Genomic DNA, 14,891 nt, shown 5'->3' on the forward strand with positions numbered 1-14,891 from the left:
AGCATCCTTACATATCGTCAATAGAATTTCATTAATTTTTAAATAAGTACATAAACTAAAAACCACTTTAGTTTATGTACTTGTATTGGTTCATTTTTTTATTTGAATAAAATATGTATCATAAGGTTCTTTAAAAGTGTAGCCTAGCTTTTTTGCTAGTTCAACAGATTCAGCATTTGCTCCATCCCAACTAGGATATTTCTCTCTATCTAAACAATCTAATATAAGTGCAGATGCTACAATCTTAGCTAAGCCTTTTCTTCTATGTTCAGGATGGCTCGCAATTTCAATCTCGATTCCATCATCAAATATACTAAATGATGTTGCAGCAGAAACAACTTGCCCTTTATTTAAAATGGCGTATCCTACGCCCCTATCAATAAAATCATCAATTGAATCAAACTGACTAGTAAAATCTTCTGAGAGTGCATGAAATGAAGATGCCTTTGCTATATCTTTATCAATTTTTTTCATTTCGTAATTTTGGGGTAATGTAGACAATATATCCCGTATGTATTCTTTATCTAAATCGCCGGGGTTCTTATTAAATCTAAATCTTTGAAACTTCTCAATTGATCCTTTGTGAACAGTCTCTATCCGTTTTTTCCATTCATCCGAATCTACAATGGCAAGAGTAAAATCAGGTAGATTATATAATAATTCTTCCGCCTCTTCTGCGTTTGGATTCCCGGCGTAAAACACAAAAATTCCTACAGTTATTTGAGCAACAGTTGGATTTTCGAGATTGTCTACCCACGCACTTCCCATATGTCCTTGGAGATAGGAAAGTACAATCGTACTATCGAAATCATCAAACATCTCAACTAACTTTTGCCTTACATTGTTATCTGCTTTATAAATCATTCCATTCCCACTTTCTGAAAATTATTATTATTAAACCAATTATATGTTAGCATATATTTTTAAATATATACAATTTTTGTAAGTTAAAATACAAAATCCTCGTTTGACAAAACCTAAATCTACCATTATCATCAACACGAACCTAGTTATAGGAGTGATACCAATGAAAATCTATGTTGATGCAGATGCTTGCCCTGTAAAAGATGTAATTATTTTTGAAGCTACGAAGGCAGAAATTCCTGTTACCCTCGTTACAAGCTTTTCTCATTATTCTAATGCAGAGCAGCCAAAAGGCGTGGAAACAATTTATGTTGATTCTGGAGCAGATGCTGCGGATTACCGAATTATGCAGTTAGCCCAAAAAGAAGATTTAATCGTAACACAAGATTACGGTCTTGCTTCACTTGCTTTAGCAAAAGGCTGTATCGTTCTTCATCATAAAGGGTACAAGTATACGAATGAAAACATTGACCAACTATTACAAACACGTTATTTAAGTGCAATGGTTCGAAAAAGCGGTAAGCGTACAAAAGGACCGAAACCATTTACAGCAGAAGATAAAGAGAAATTTAGAGCGCTCTTTAAAAGTATGATCGCACTGTAGAAATGAACCGTCTATTTGTAGAGAAAGAAAAGAAGAGAAGAGAATATCCAAATGAACATTCTCTTCTTCAGGTTTACCCGTTTAAAATGAAGGTAAATTATCTAAGTTATTTTCTTTTATTCCATCCGGTTCGCTACGTATAATATCTCTACCATACTTATGAAATACGTCCACATGAGCTAATTTCCCTGATTTTGCTTCGCTAAGAGCAGTCATATAATCTAACTCTCTTCCGCTACTTGTTTTAAACGCTATTAAATCCCCATCATCATTTTTACGAACGGCAACAATTTGTTCTGCTCCTGTATTAACTTCATGGTCTACTTCAAATTGAGCTTGTTCTTCTCCTTGATGTAAATAATCATTATACACTTTTTCAAAATCTTTTTTGTCCATTAAACTCACCTCCAACACATTTTATTAGTATGGTTGGGAGATGGTGGTTTTATGTAATTTCATTTTAGCAAAATGAATTTTTAATACCTACGCAAATCCTTCAAAGTTTCCAAAATATCATCTGTAAAGGCTGTACTACCCTCTGTCTCTAAAACTCTAAAGTATAAACTTCTTAAAAAAGCTCTAATATTTTGTACTAAAATATCATGCTGAGGATGCGGGATGTCTTCAACGATTGCTATACTATGTAACCAGTTGCTCCACTCTTCTTCTGTTAAAAGATTTTGATTACGTAATGACATAATTGGCGTTACTAATCTCTCATCCTCAAAGTGTATGTAAACATAGTCATTTAGGCGAACTTTCTGACGAACAGCTGCAAGAATCGCATATGAAAACTCACGATTTTGTATTGTACGAGCTAACGCATCGAGCGCATCCGCTGCATGTGCAGTAGAGTGTGCCCAGCCTTTTCCTTCTACGTAACCTCTTACATCTTCTTCTAAATATACATATTCCAGCACTTGTTCTGCTACGCTGTACAGTTGTTCTTCGGATAACAACGGTTCTCTTTCATGAACAGATAAAATAAGTGGCGGAATTAATACAGAGAACGCACGTTTAAAAACAGAATCTGTTCCCTTTTCACCAATTTTATAAAATAAATAATCAGGACTAATTGCTTGTAACATTAACCCTCGTAATTCTTTTTGTCTAAATACATCAGTTGTAATCCATGTGTGAAGCGTACTATAAATTAAATCATCGCGTAATTCAGCATCAGGTGATCCGATATAATCTAACATCCACTGCGCATATGGATATGCATCTACGTCTTCTGGTACAGCATAATTATTATTTTTAATTTGTAGTAGTTCTTCTTTTAATTCTAATACTTCATTCATTATATTTTTTCTCCCCTTTTTGCGTTTCTTATTGCCTTATCCCCCGTTTTTCACTTTCTAAAGCTAATATAATTATACGAGAATTATAACTATTAATAAAAGGCTATACATATACTTTTGATTGTGTATTTCTTCCGCGAATTCGTTTGCAAATGTTGTTTTTCCTGATGCTGTAATACCGCTTACTCCAACTCTTGTTGGGTGAGTTAAGTTTAATTTTAAAATATGATTAGCAATTTCATTTATACGTTGTTTTCGGTTCATGATATTTCCCACCTTCATTTAGTTTACATAACAAAATTATAATTAACTTTTATGTCACTATTTGTCGGTAAGTCGATATATCGAAAAAATCGTTGATATATTTTAAGTTACGATAGATATATTATGATTGGTTTACTTTCCCTTAAACCCTCGATACAATGCAGTCCGTAATTCTTGCTTGTATTCCTCTATTTCTGGCATATCGAGTTCTTCTGCTAGTCTGATAGCTAATTCAATATCATACGGTACACGTACGAGTTGAATGGAAAAGCTTGCTGCTTCTTTTTCATTGTAAGTTCCTTCGAATATTAAATAGGAAGCTTGTGTAATTTCAAGTGGGTTTCCAACGCTACCAGCATTACATAACGTTTTCCCTCTGAAATTTTGAACGAACGCTTGATGAACGTCACCGTAGCAAACGACATCTGGTTTTCTTTCCCCTTCTATATTCTCTGTGAGCTCACTGTTTTCGAACATACTAATTCGCTCTTCTCTTGAAGCGTGTGGTTGAATTCTTTCATATAAACTTCTCGGTGAAGCGTGAAACATACGAATGAGTTTTCCACTCATATAAAACTCGATTGAAAATGGTAACCTTCTTAAATAGTCATTTTGTTCTTCCGATAATTGTTTTTGATGCCATTTTAATGCTTCAAATTCAGTCGGTTTTGTAATAAAATCATCCCAGTTTCCCATTACAACTACTTCACATTCTTTACGAATGATTTCAATTGCTTCACTAGAATGAGGGCCTTTTCCAACTAAATCTCCAAGACAAATTATGCGTTCGATTCCTCTCAATTTAATATCTTGCAGTACCGATTCTAAAGCTGGAATATTACCATGTATATCTGAAATTACCGCAATTTTTTCCATATGTATTCCTCCTTTATTTATTACATTCACTTGATTGATACCATTTTGGAATATAGGATGAAAAATGATTATGATCATCTAAAATTCCGTTTAATCTTTCCTTCATATCTTCTACTAAATGCGGTGTGCTTCGGTTTGTCCAAACGATATCCGCAGGGAATGTCATTGCTGCATATAATGAGTACAGTTTCCAAAAATGAAGCGACGGTTCACCTCCGCAATAACCGTGAACTTGTCCAACCGCAAATGGTTTGCTTATTCTTGTAGTAAAAATCGCTACGTTATAAAAATCGTGTATCGGATCTCCAAAATCATATCCACCAAAATCAATAACGATAAATTCCTTATTATGAATCATACTATTTGCTGGATGGAAGTCATCGTGTAAAAATGTCATTGGACGGTTTTTTAATAAGTCTTTATGATTTTCTACAAAAGTTAATACTGACTTCAAATCTAGAAAATCCACTTCGTAATCTGCTAATGCCTCTATGTATCTTTCGTATTTATTCCATCTAGATGTTTCCCATTTATCACTTGCACTTTCTCTTTCAATTGAGTGAATTCGCTTTAATACTTCTCCAGCTTTTCTTCCTGCATGATACTGTTCTTCCGCCGATAGCTTACTTAAGCCCTCTTCACCATTTACACCTTGGGCCCATTCAAATACTTGAACACATTTATTTAATTCCTCAAGTTTTATGAAGTGAATTAACTTAGGCGTTGGAATATGTAATGACTCTAATTGTTTCATATATGTATATTCTTCTTGTTTACGTTCAAAGTTTACAGCATCACATACTTTCACAAAATATGTTACTCTGTTTTCTAATTTTATTTTATATTTCTCTTCATGTGAAAAACCTTTTGAAATAGCTGTACACTTTACAATACGAGGCCATTCTAGTTTTCTCTCTATCTCTCTAAGCATTTCTTCCACAACGTTCACCTCTATCAATATATGTACAAACTACCTAACACTTCATGCCCTCGTTTATTTTCCCCTTTAAACTCTACTGCAAATGGATATTCGCCATGATGATTCAATCGTTCTAGTACTAGCCCTTCTCCAATTGGTTCACAAAACTGCACTTGAATGTCGCCAAGCGATACACTTTGACATTCCACATTCCATTCTTCATTTTTAACGATTTGGCTTGCAGTTAGTCCCATTACTTCTTCCCATTTTCGCACAGTTTCTCGAACATTTTTCACTGCGTAATGAATCGTTTCAATTTGTTGCACTTTGTTTTTATGTTCCGTGACTGTGCCAATGTTACGTAAATCGTTTCTTCTTTCTTCATCCGTTTCATTCCACTGTATAAAGAAAGGCAATTTCGGTCCGTTCTCTTCTTGCTTTACAAATAACATTTTCCACTCTAAAAGGCGACCATCTTTTCTCATTCGTTTCCCTTCAAATGGTCCTATCGTATGTAATCCATGTTTATTAAACTTAACTGCTAGTTCTTCAATTGCATCTGTTCGAATTGCGATTTGTAACATTCCTTCTCCATCTTGTAATTTCACTACCGTTTCTTGTACTAATGGATTGTCTGCTTTCTTCGCTTTTTCTTCATGCTGAACTGCCAAAAATTCTATATATGATAAATCAAAATAACATAAACTATTCCAAGTACCCCAATTTGTATGCTCTCCGCCTAGTACAGTATGAAATCCACGCTCCTGCATTTGTTTTGCCGCTTCCTCCGGTGTACAATGTACTGCGTGAACGAGATGATCAAATCGTAACATGTCTTTCTCCCCTTTCTCTCCATCCTTTTATTGTATATTTTATTTTTCTTTCATTCAATTTAAAAAACTTTAAAGCCTAGTTGATTTATACGATTAATATGTATTATAATGAAACAAATTTAATTATTGCTGATTGGAAAAACCAAAGGCACTTTTCTCATACGGGAAAAGTGCCTTTTTCATTTACTATTACAGGGGGATTATTTATGCAGAAATTAATTGTATTTGCTATTATTGGATTTTTCGCTCAATTAATCGATGGAGCGCTTGGAATGGCGTACGGGGTAACGTCTACCTCACTTTTACTAATGTTTGGTATCGCACCGGCTGTCGCTTCCGCTTCTGTTCATTTAGCTGAAGTCGTTACAACCGCAGCTTCTGGTGCATCTCACATCAAATTTGGAAATGTTGATAAATATACCGTTTCGAGGCTTACATTACCAGGAGCAATTGGCGCATTTGTGGGGGCATGTTTTTTAAGCAATTTACCTGGGGATGTCATTAAACCGTACATTTCTGTATTTTTATTTACTTTAGGGGTTTATATTTTATTACGATTCATTATTCAAAAACAAGTTATTACTTCAAATAAACGTATGTCGGCTAAACAACTTGTTCCACTTGGCTTATTTGCTGGATTCGTTGATTCAACTGGTGGTGGTGGCTGGGGGCCGATTACGACACCTGTACTTTTAGCAAGAGGAAATGAAGCTAGAAAAGTTATCGGATCTGTAGATACGAGTGAGTTTCCTGTCTCACTCGCTGCAACAATTGGTTTCTTCATCTCACTCGGCTGGGAACAAGTAAGTTGGGTTTGGGTATTTTCGTTAATGCTTGGCGGTATTGTCGCAGCTCCAATCGCTGCATGGTTAGTGCGCATCGTTCCTTCTCATTTACTTGGCGTATTAGTTGGTGGCCTTATTATCTTTACAAACATTCGTACACTACTTACTACATTTAAAGTGGATCCAACTATTATTTCACTTTCTTACGTGGCAATTGGTCTTGTCGTTATTATTTCTATTTTCATTGCTGTTCGCAATCATTCCAATCGTTCTAACACACCGACAACTGGATATCCGAATGATCAAAAACAAATGCTTCCATAACAATAAAAATACCGCCCGATATACTTCGAGCGGTATTTTTTATTTTTCTATTTTCCAATTCATCATTGTTTCTGTAGTACCTATTCTCTTCATATGTAATTTCTCTAATACACGAATGGAGCTTTCGTTTTCCAGAAGTGTCTCCGCAATAATCATTTCTACCTCTCCAGTTTGAAAAGCCCAATTTATTAGTTCTCTTACAGCTTCTGTCGCATACCCTTTATTCCAATATTTCTCAATAAAACCGTAACCAACTTCTACTGTATGTTCCTCATTTGGTTTCCCTTTAAACCCTATATCGCCTAGAACGATGTCATCTTCTTTTCGAATGACATACCAAGCGCCCCAAGGTAATAAATCCTTATCCTGTTTTACATTTTCTACATGCCCTACAATATGCGGACCACTATTATATCCTTGCTCGTTAGCAAAGTGTATACTCTCCTCTGTACAAGGCACTATATAGAGCCTTTCTGTTTCTAATTTCATTTTGATTTCCCCTTTTCACTTAAACGTTACTCTAATTATAACAAAAAATATGACTTTATTATGAATGTTGAATTATATTTTCTGAATTTTCTTTTAATTTTTGAAGGGTTTTTCAATATTTTTTGCGAAACATTTGTATAACAATTTTTTCTTTGCTTATTGTTACATAATAGTAGGTTCGGGTGGAGTTTTGCAAGCGTTTCCTATACAATAACCGATATTTTTTGACTTTTCCTAACAAAATATCTTGCAATATATTCAGAAACTCATTACAATTGCCATATATTAAAAATCTTAGCAATATATAAATCCTCATCAATCCGATGAGGTAGAGGTTGCGACTTTTAATAGTAAAACGGACGAGACACAGAGAATGTCTTAGACTCCGTTTGAAAGGAAAAGTTGCCGAAGTTTATATTTCTTCTCTGGAAATATGAGCTGGGGCTGTCTCCGAAAGGAACAGAACTGTCACGTTTACAAAATTACCGTGTAAACGTGGGGTGCTATCTTAACGGAAGGGTATGATGGGGTGGTTATTTGTGAAACGTTCCGCCAAATTCCTTTGGCGGTTTTTTGTATTTTTCTCCCCCGCTCCTTCCTATCTTACAAGAAAAGGAGTGTTGAACATGAATAGCGCAACGAATCAAGCTACCTCTAAAACAGAAACTACAAAAGGAAAAGGTGAATTAAGACGCGGTCTAAAATCAAGGCACCTTACGATGATTTCTCTCGGCGGTACAATTGGTACCGGACTATTTCTTGCCAGCGGTGGTGTCATCCATTCAGCTGGGCCTGGTGGCGCATTAATTGCATACGCCGCAATTGGAATTATGGTTTACTTTTTAATGACAAGCTTAGCTGAACTAGCAGCTTACATGCCTGTTACTGGATCTTTTAGCACGTACGCAACAAAATTTGTTGATCCATCACTTGGCTTTGCACTTGGATGGAACTATTGGTATAACTGGGCAATTACGATTGCTGCTGAACTAGCGGCTGTAACATTAATTATGAAATTTTGGTTCCCTGATACCCCTTCTCTTATTTGGAGCGGATTATGTTTAGCTATTATTTTCCTTTTAAACTACTTATCTGTTAAAGGATTTGGTGAATCTGAATATTGGTTCGCACTTATTAAAGTAGTTACTATTATTATCTTTTTAATTGTCGGCTTTATGATGATTTTCGGAATTATGGGCGGTGAAACTGTTGGATTTAAAAACTTCACTGTTGCAGATGCACCATTTAACGGTGGTATCATGGCAATTATTGGTGTATTTATGGCAGCTGGTTTCTCATTCCAAGGAACAGAATTATTAGGTGTAGCTGCTGGTGAAACTTCTGATCCAGAACGCAATATTCCGAAAGCAATTCGTTCGATCTTTTGGCGTATTCTCTTATTCTATATCCTTGCGATTCTCGTTATCGGTTTATTAATTCCTTATACAACTGAAAGCCTTGCTGCAAGTGATGTAACAGTAAGTCCATTTACACTTATTTTTGAAAAAGCGGGCGTTGCCTTCGCTGCTTCTGTTATGAATGCTGTTATTTTAACAGCAGTACTATCTGCTGGTAACTCTGGTATGTATGCATCAACTCGTATGCTTTGGGATTTAGCTCGCCAAGGGAAAGCACCAAAGTTTCTTAGTAAATTAGATAGCCGCGGCGTACCTGTTAACGCATTAATCGTAACAACAATTGTCGGTAGTATCGCTTTCATTGCTTCTTTATTCGGTGATGGTGTTGTATACATTTGGTTATTAAACGCATCTGGAATGTCTGGCTTTATCGCATGGGTCGGCATTGCAATTAGTCATTACCGTTTCCGTAAAGCATATATCGCACAAGGAAAAGATTTAAAAGACTTACCTTATAGAGCAAAATGGTTCCCATTCGGTCCACTCTTCGCATTTACGCTTTGTATTATCGTAATTTTAGGACAAAACTACGGCGCATTTATGGGCGAATCAATCGACTGGAACGGTGTACTCGTTTCTTACATCGGTTTACCACTCTTCTTAGTACTATGGTTAGGATATAAATTTACGAAAAAAACGAAAGTGATTCCGCTTGATAAATGTGAACTGAAATAAAGTGAAACTTTAATCCGTGGGGGGTTTCTTCATCCCCCACGGATTATTAGTTGAACCAATCGGACTTTTATGGGCAGTTGATCCCCCACCTAATTTCTTTTCTTTCGCTGCATTTTGAGGTGGGGGTCTTACTGCCCATTAAAGTCGGATAAAGTGAAACGAGCAAACAAATTTGTTTGCTCGTTTTTTATTTACTTCCCTATTTCTTCTGTTTTTGCAATAATAAAGGAAATATAAATAAAGGTTGGGATATCATGAACATTCGCATTACTGATGAAGCAAAAGCAGCTATACATAGATTAGAACGTGAAGACAAAAAGATCATTCGCATTAGAGGGACAATGACAAACTCTTGTAGTATATTCGTTGATGTCGATTTAATTTGGGATACATATGTTGCAGATGATGTTGTATATGAAGATGCTGATTTTATTGTATAAATGGATTCATTCACGAAAGACTACACTGGTGATACGGTGAAACTTGATTATAAAACAACAGGTTTTAGTATTACGACTCCGAGTGAGACGTTAGTTTATGGATTGTCGATTAAAAAATAAAGGTTGTTTTTATTTGACCGCCGGGGTAAAAAAACGAGTTGAGAACGGTAATAAAAAATGATACTTTACCAAAGGATTTTTGTTTTTGAGTATTTTAAACAAAACCGCTTATGCTTCAAAAATGCAGTATAAGCGGTTCTTTCTTTTGAATGAACCAATAATAAACGCAATTCTACCCTTATTCAATGAAAGGTCTACAGCATTATTTCGATGAAGCTAAACATTCATAAAATCTATCCCTCTTCCATTTCTACTTGCTTCATATAATATTCCATCGCTTCATTAAGCCATTTTTGTTCATCTTCTGCGAAAGGCGAAGGTATCATATTTTCAAGTTCTTGCATATCCAGTTCTCCCACACTAGTATTAGCTAACTTTTGTATCAAATCTTCACTAAGAAATGAAAAAGACTCTTCTATATATTCCTTTACCATCTCTTGTACTTTCAAGTCCTCGACTGGTTTACCATATAATTGTTTAACCTTTTTAGACAATTGAATAAACGTTTTATCCAAAGCAATTTCATCTTCTTCTCGTTTCTTTGATAATTCTTCCACGATATCCGTTAACTCATGACGTTCCATCCATTCTTTATGTGTATGTTCTGTATTCATACCGTAAATAAGACTAAATAATACCCTACTATCTACCTCTTCTTCCGCTTCGACTAACTTCATTACTCTTTTAATTGCTTGTATTGATTGCCCAATTTGTTCTTTTTCTCTTTCTAACACTTGCAAATGGAGAGACAAACTTTCATTCAAATCAACACCAAAACTTGATTCGTGTAACAAATTAGCGACTTTATCTAGACTATAGCCTAGAAATTTTAAACTTATAATTTTTTGTAAGGTTATAATATCTTGATACTTATAAATGCGGTGCCCTGAAGAAGGATTCTTTTCAGGTTGTAATAACCCGATTCCATCATAATAATGCAAAGTAGGAATTGGTATTCCCGTTTTTTCTGAGAATTCTCCTATAGAAAACTTTTTATCCTTTTTCATCTAAATCCCCCTATTAAAATTATAAATTCATTATAAAACCTAAAGTAACTAGAGGTTCAAGAGGATAATTCAAGAAAATTCAAAAACGTTAAAATGCATGTAATCAATACGTATTGCACTATTTCATTTAATGGCCCAATTATTGAAAAGCATAACCTTCCCTCACAAATTCAAAGGACTTTCACTTACTTATCCCGAATATATAAATTATCATTCTCACAAGGAGCGAATGTATATGAATCTATTCGAGCACGAAACGTAAAACCGTTCCCCTTTCATAAGAGGTCCTCCTTTTTTCTTTTCTCACCATATCATTTACTTACAAAATAGGAGGATACAATTATGAAACGTGATCCATTATTTTTAACTTTATTAGAAAGTGCTAATACACATTTTAGCGGTTGGGATTTTTCTTTCATTTCAGAAACGGGCCGAATGAAGCGCGAGCCTTTATCATGGTCGTACGGTAGCACTGCTTATCAGCTTATGCAACGTGCTAAATCAATGCTCGATACGGGTACTGGCGGCGGAGAGCTTTTATCTATGTTACAACCATTCCCGCCAACTATTTATGCGACTGAGGGCTATGTTCCAAACTTGCCAATTGCTCGAAAGAAATTAGAGCCTTTAGGGGTTACCGTTTTAGAAGTAACTGATGATACTGCATTACCATTTCAAGATGGGCAGTTTGATTTCATTATGAATCAACATGAATCCTATTCTGCTTCTGAGGTAAATAGAATACTTTCTCCTAATGGAACATTTCTTACACAACAAGTCGGTGGTCTCGATTGTGCGGAACTAAATGAGCAGTTTAACGCACCGCTAAATAACGAATTTGCAAGTTGGTCTCTTGAAGCGGCATGTAATGAACTACAGGAAAATGGATTTACTATCTTAGAAGCAAAAGAAGCATTCCCTTTCCAACGCTTTTATGATGTTGGCGCTATCCTCTATTATTTAAAAGCGATTCCGTGGCAAATTCCTGATTTTACTGTCGAAAGGTATTATGAGGAAATATATCGTATACATAAAGTCATCTTACAAAAAGGGTATTTTGATGTGACGCAACATCGTTTTCTGATTAAGGCGATTCGCAGTTAATCATGGAGCATATGAAAAAGAGATGGATTTACCATCTCTTTTTCCCCGTTTATTTTTTAAAATTTTGTGGTGGTTTCTAGATTGTTAAGTACGTCCACGTCTTGCAATCACATCAGCTAATGTAATAAGTTGCTCGTGCGTTATCTTTCCGGATACCTTTTCTTTTATAATTTTTTCCATTTCTTTTGTAACAGTCATACCTTCTATTTCTAGACTCGCTTTGGCCGCCTCGAAAGCTTTATTTAGTTCTTCCTCGTTTTTAAATGTCATAATTTGAGTTACCCCCTTCAAATCATTTTTTTACTCTTTTAATACAAGAAAGGTAATATCATCCCATTTCCTCTCTAATTGTAAAGTAGTCTTTTCAATACTTACTCCTTTTAACAAATCATACCCTTCAATTTCAGCTATCAATTGTTTCGTTTTACTCTTTGGATTCATATCTTTGTATAAGATATACACCTTATTACCATGTACCTGTATATCAGAAATCCCTTTGTCCTCTCTATTGATTTTTGTATTTTTGTCACTTTGTAATGAATATGTACGTATGATGTTCAAGTTCTCATCTAACTCTTTCATTTTCTCATCATTATTTAAAACATACACCTTATCTTCAATCACCTGCAATAGAACAGGTATGAATTGTTTTTCGTCTAATATCGTTTCTTTTTCTACTACTCTAGTCTTCCTATTTACCATAATTAATTTAGGTGGTAACTTTTGATTTACATTATCACTTAGTACGAATAATAATTTATCTTTATACTTTTGAAAAATTATTTTTTGAGCAGTTGGTGCAAAATACACATTTTCATTAGGAATTTCAAATTCGTTTGTTTTTTTATTTGTGATCAAATCTATTTCTGAAATATATACTTTGTCTAGCGTTTGTGAAAAGGCGTATATATGACTCTCAATAATATGCGCACCTTGAATCGTTCCCTTTAGTTCTACACTTTCTTGTCTTTTGTCACTATCTTTCCAATATACAAGTTCACTTGTATATCCTTTCTTTTCGTCTACCAGCCCAATATTCACATCATAATATACATATCCTTGCTCTGCATGGATGAAATATGCCCCTGCGTTTACATCTTGTAATTGTTTCGGTCTACTGATTTCTTGCATCTTACCAGTCTTATCAATTGCATAATGATTGTTATTTCTATTTGATGAGAAGTAGTACCCCTCCCCATCTTTTGCATTACTCATTATACTTTGGCCATCCACTTCTATTTTACTAATCTCATTTCCTTTCTTATCATATGCATATATGTAACCACCGGCTTTCATTGCATTTGAATAGGATACGAGGTAATCTACTTTTTGAATGTTTTTAAGTTCTGTATCACTTTTAGAACAAGCTACAAAAAGGAACATCGTACATATAACGATTATGGCCAATGAATTGTATTTCTGGAACATATCATCACCTCACATATATAATGAAAGCAATCAGCATAAAAATACTGATTGCTCTTTAAAATATTTTATCAATTAGAGTATGAAAGTGATCTTTTTATATACTGTTTGTTTACATCATCTTCTGTCAAAAATGAAGTTGTGTAATGAATAATATTCCGGTTATCATATGTGAATATATGCTCTAACTTATTTTCTTCTGTTAATACTATCGGTAAGTATTTTGGTAAATTGCTAACTACACCTCTATTATCCTTATTTAATATCCAATCAATTTCTTTCCATTCTAATAATCCTTCCGCCGTACTTACTGGTGTGTCCATATGTACTCCATCTGGCAGGTCAGCAAGGAATACGTACATTCCTTCACGCCCCTGAGGCTCGTCCTTGCTTTTAAAAACTACATTCCCTTTATACGTTACACTTGGAAGATCTATACCTGTTTCCTCAAGCGTTTCTCTAATTATTCCTTCATATGGTGTTTCATTGTCTTCAATTTTTCCACCAACACCATTCCACATTCCCATATTCGGCTTTTTGTTTCTATTCAATAAGAGTATTTTCTTTCCCTTTTTAATGAAACAAATTGTGTACTTATACATACGTTCATCTCCTTTCCTTTTCCCCTCATTTACAGATTTAAACTGTAACTTCCTGCAAAAAAGTTTTTTATTATACAAACAATTGGTTTTTAATGAGGTATTTTTCTCATTTTTATTAAAAAACATTCTCCTTACAATTATATTTCACATAATATATTGTACAACTTTCGTTTCAGAAAGGAGTGTTCAAAATCGATAACATAAGCAGCGAATTTTTAAAACAATTTTACGATAGTCGAGTCTGGTTATATGATACACATTGGCTTGGAGTCCCCATTCTCAAACTTCCTTCTGATCTATTTTTGTATCAAGAAATGATTTACGAATTAAAACCCGACTTAATTATTGAATGTGGCACTTGTTATGGTGGTAGTGCACTATATTTAGCTTCTATATTAGATTTAATTGGAAAAGGTCACGTTCTTACTATCGATATATTTCCACAACCAAATCGTCCATCCCATGATCGCATTACGTATTTAACAGCTTCCTCTGTTTCAGTAACCGCTGTGCAAACAATATTAAGTATGCGCAAACCTAATGATGTAATTTTAGTTATTTTAGATTCTGATCATAGTAAAGAGCATGTAGCAAAAGAATTGTTGCTTTATAAATCTATCGTTACTACAGGCAGTTATATTATCGTAGAAGATACATCTATTAATGGAAATCCTGTTTCTCCCGATTGGGGGCCTGGTCCAATGGAAGCAGTTGAAGAGTTTTTAGCTAAAAATAACAATTTCATAATCGATGAATCTAAGCATAAGTTTTTCATATCCTTTAACCCAAAAGGTTTTTTAAAGAAGGTAAAGTGAAACGTTAATAAGTGGGGTTTTGTAAA

Annotated in this window: 16 protein-coding genes, 2 pseudogenes and 1 riboswitch; of the genes and pseudogenes, 6 read left to right on the forward strand and 12 right to left on the reverse strand. The window is 34.6% G+C overall.

The window, feature by feature from the left end:
* Positions 1 to 90 precede the first annotated feature (90 nt).
* On the reverse strand, positions 91 to 864 hold the full coding sequence (locus tag PDQ68_RS11940; RefSeq protein WP_016717865.1) for a GNAT family N-acetyltransferase: 774 nt from the start codon (positions 862 to 864) through the stop codon (positions 91 to 93).
* Between the two features lie 163 nt (positions 865 to 1,027).
* Here PDQ68_RS11940 and PDQ68_RS11945 point away from each other — a divergent pair, with 163 nt between their 5' ends.
* Positions 1,028 to 1,468, forward strand: a complete 441-nt coding sequence (locus PDQ68_RS11945; protein WP_000708754.1) for a YaiI/YqxD family protein — start codon at positions 1,028 to 1,030, stop codon at positions 1,466 to 1,468.
* An 81-nt stretch (positions 1,469 to 1,549) separates the two neighbouring features.
* Here the strand turns inward: PDQ68_RS11945 and PDQ68_RS11950 are convergent, their stop codons facing one another.
* The 6 genes and pseudogenes from PDQ68_RS11950 to PDQ68_RS11975 form a co-directional block, all read right to left on the reverse strand.
* On the reverse strand, positions 1,550 to 1,864 hold the full coding sequence (locus tag PDQ68_RS11950) for a DUF3892 domain-containing protein (protein ID WP_000358171.1): 315 nt from the start codon (positions 1,862 to 1,864) through the stop codon (positions 1,550 to 1,552).
* An 80-nt stretch (positions 1,865 to 1,944) separates the two neighbouring features.
* Positions 1,945 to 2,769: a DUF2785 domain-containing protein gene (locus PDQ68_RS11955; RefSeq protein WP_001006692.1), complete on the reverse strand. Its 825-nt coding sequence runs from the start codon at positions 2,767 to 2,769 to the stop codon at positions 1,945 to 1,947.
* A gap of 126 nt (positions 2,770 to 2,895) precedes the next feature.
* Positions 2,896 to 3,033, reverse strand: a pseudogene (locus tag PDQ68_RS11960) (uridine kinase); the annotation flags it as partial.
* A 132-nt stretch (positions 3,034 to 3,165) separates the two neighbouring features.
* Entirely contained in the window at positions 3,166 to 3,909 is a 744-nt protein-coding gene (locus PDQ68_RS11965; RefSeq protein ID WP_061182585.1) for a metallophosphoesterase family protein, read from the reverse strand.
* 13 nt (positions 3,910 to 3,922) lie between these two features.
* Positions 3,923 to 4,849: an aminoglycoside phosphotransferase family protein gene (locus PDQ68_RS11970; protein ID WP_061182586.1), complete on the reverse strand. Its 927-nt coding sequence runs from the start codon at positions 4,847 to 4,849 to the stop codon at positions 3,923 to 3,925.
* Between the two features lie 14 nt (positions 4,850 to 4,863).
* Positions 4,864 to 5,661 carry a VOC family protein gene (locus PDQ68_RS11975; protein WP_061182587.1) on the reverse strand — a complete coding sequence of 266 codons (798 nt, stop codon included), beginning with the start codon at positions 5,659 to 5,661 and terminating at the stop codon, positions 4,864 to 4,866.
* Positions 5,662 to 5,759: 98 nt separating this feature from the next.
* Here PDQ68_RS11975 and PDQ68_RS11980 point away from each other — a divergent pair, with 98 nt between their 5' ends.
* Positions 5,760 to 6,770, forward strand: coding sequence for a sulfite exporter TauE/SafE family protein (locus tag PDQ68_RS11980; protein WP_029141140.1), 1,011 nt, complete (start codon positions 5,760 to 5,762; stop codon positions 6,768 to 6,770).
* 39 nt (positions 6,771 to 6,809) lie between these two features.
* On the opposite strand, the gene PDQ68_RS11985 is transcribed toward PDQ68_RS11980, so the two are convergent.
* A complete protein-coding gene (locus tag PDQ68_RS11985) occupies positions 6,810 to 7,259 on the reverse strand; it encodes a GNAT family N-acetyltransferase (RefSeq protein WP_061182588.1) in 450 nt (149 codons plus the stop codon).
* Between the two features lie 321 nt (positions 7,260 to 7,580).
* A riboswitch (Lysine riboswitch) is annotated at positions 7,581 to 7,773 on the forward strand.
* A 112-nt stretch (positions 7,774 to 7,885) separates the two neighbouring features.
* Here PDQ68_RS11985 and PDQ68_RS11990 point away from each other — a divergent pair.
* Both PDQ68_RS11990 and PDQ68_RS11995 read left to right on the forward strand, forming a co-directional pair.
* A complete protein-coding gene (locus PDQ68_RS11990; protein ID WP_073530860.1) occupies positions 7,886 to 9,352 on the forward strand; it encodes an amino acid permease in 1,467 nt (488 codons plus the stop codon).
* A 254-nt stretch (positions 9,353 to 9,606) separates the two neighbouring features.
* Positions 9,607 to 9,912, forward strand: a pseudogene (locus PDQ68_RS11995) (iron-sulfur cluster biosynthesis family protein).
* 233 nt (positions 9,913 to 10,145) lie between these two features.
* Here PDQ68_RS11995 and PDQ68_RS12000 read toward each other — a convergent pair.
* Positions 10,146 to 10,919, reverse strand: a complete 774-nt coding sequence (locus PDQ68_RS12000) for a MerR family transcriptional regulator (RefSeq protein ID WP_061182590.1) — start codon at positions 10,917 to 10,919, stop codon at positions 10,146 to 10,148.
* A gap of 342 nt (positions 10,920 to 11,261) precedes the next feature.
* On the opposite strand from PDQ68_RS12000, the gene PDQ68_RS12005 reads away from it, so the two are divergent.
* Positions 11,262 to 12,023 (forward strand): class I SAM-dependent methyltransferase, encoded by a 762-nt coding sequence (locus PDQ68_RS12005; RefSeq protein ID WP_061182591.1) that lies wholly within the window; start codon positions 11,262 to 11,264, stop codon positions 12,021 to 12,023.
* 84 nt (positions 12,024 to 12,107) lie between these two features.
* On the opposite strand, the gene PDQ68_RS12010 is transcribed toward PDQ68_RS12005, so the two are convergent.
* The 3 genes from PDQ68_RS12010 to PDQ68_RS12020 form a co-directional block, all read right to left on the reverse strand.
* Positions 12,108 to 12,293: an antitoxin VbhA family protein gene (locus PDQ68_RS12010; protein WP_000143190.1), complete on the reverse strand. Its 186-nt coding sequence runs from the start codon at positions 12,291 to 12,293 to the stop codon at positions 12,108 to 12,110.
* A 30-nt stretch (positions 12,294 to 12,323) separates the two neighbouring features.
* Positions 12,324 to 13,451, reverse strand: coding sequence for a hypothetical protein (locus PDQ68_RS12015; RefSeq protein WP_061182592.1), 1,128 nt, complete (start codon positions 13,449 to 13,451; stop codon positions 12,324 to 12,326).
* 68 nt (positions 13,452 to 13,519) lie between these two features.
* The gene (locus PDQ68_RS12020) at positions 13,520 to 14,050 is read right to left on the reverse strand and encodes an NUDIX hydrolase (RefSeq protein ID WP_061182593.1); all 531 of its coding nucleotides are present in this window, start codon (positions 14,048 to 14,050) and stop codon (positions 13,520 to 13,522) included.
* Between the two features lie 182 nt (positions 14,051 to 14,232).
* Between PDQ68_RS12020 and PDQ68_RS12025 the strand changes: the two genes are divergently transcribed.
* On the forward strand, positions 14,233 to 14,865 hold the full coding sequence (locus tag PDQ68_RS12025; protein WP_080444066.1) for a CmcI family methyltransferase: 633 nt from the start codon (positions 14,233 to 14,235) through the stop codon (positions 14,863 to 14,865).
* The last annotated feature ends 26 nt before the right edge of the window (positions 14,866 to 14,891 follow it).

This window comes from Bacillus cereus group sp. Bc010, assembly GCF_027716745.1.
GTDB classification, from domain to species: domain Bacteria; phylum Bacillota; class Bacilli; order Bacillales; family Bacillaceae_G; genus Bacillus_A; species Bacillus_A pacificus.

What these genes read in the sequence shown, in the direction of transcription:
- PDQ68_RS12020 (WP_061182593.1), bottom strand. Translation starts at nt 14,050, where the DNA reads ATGTATAAGTACACAATTTGTTTCATTAAAAAGGGAAAGAAAATACTC.
- PDQ68_RS11990 (WP_073530860.1), top strand. Translation starts at nt 7,886, where the DNA reads ATGAATAGCGCAACGAATCAAGCTACCTCTAAAACAGAAACTACAAAA.
- PDQ68_RS11975 (WP_061182587.1), bottom strand. Translation starts at nt 5,661, where the DNA reads ATGTTACGATTTGATCATCTCGTTCACGCAGTACATTGTACACCGGAG.
- PDQ68_RS12015 (WP_061182592.1), bottom strand. Translation starts at nt 13,451, where the DNA reads ATGTTCCAGAAATACAATTCATTGGCCATAATCGTTATATGTACGATG.
- PDQ68_RS12010 (WP_000143190.1), bottom strand. Translation starts at nt 12,293, where the DNA reads ATGACATTTAAAAACGAGGAAGAACTAAATAAAGCTTTCGAGGCGGCC.
- PDQ68_RS11940 (WP_016717865.1), bottom strand. Translation starts at nt 864, where the DNA reads ATGATTTATAAAGCAGATAACAATGTAAGGCAAAAGTTAGTTGAGATG.
- PDQ68_RS11980 (WP_029141140.1), top strand. Translation starts at nt 5,760, where the DNA reads ATGTATTATAATGAAACAAATTTAATTATTGCTGATTGGAAAAACCAA.
- PDQ68_RS11955 (WP_001006692.1), bottom strand. Translation starts at nt 2,769, where the DNA reads ATGAATGAAGTATTAGAATTAAAAGAAGAACTACTACAAATTAAAAAT.
- PDQ68_RS12000 (WP_061182590.1), bottom strand. Translation starts at nt 10,919, where the DNA reads ATGAAAAAGGATAAAAAGTTTTCTATAGGAGAATTCTCAGAAAAAACG.
- PDQ68_RS11950 (WP_000358171.1), bottom strand. Translation starts at nt 1,864, where the DNA reads ATGGACAAAAAAGATTTTGAAAAAGTGTATAATGATTATTTACATCAA.
- PDQ68_RS11965 (WP_061182585.1), bottom strand. Translation starts at nt 3,909, where the DNA reads ATGGAAAAAATTGCGGTAATTTCAGATATACATGGTAATATTCCAGCT.
- PDQ68_RS11985 (WP_061182588.1), bottom strand. Translation starts at nt 7,259, where the DNA reads ATGAAATTAGAAACAGAAAGGCTCTATATAGTGCCTTGTACAGAGGAG.
- PDQ68_RS12005 (WP_061182591.1), top strand. Translation starts at nt 11,262, where the DNA reads ATGAAACGTGATCCATTATTTTTAACTTTATTAGAAAGTGCTAATACA.
- PDQ68_RS11945 (WP_000708754.1), top strand. Translation starts at nt 1,028, where the DNA reads ATGAAAATCTATGTTGATGCAGATGCTTGCCCTGTAAAAGATGTAATT.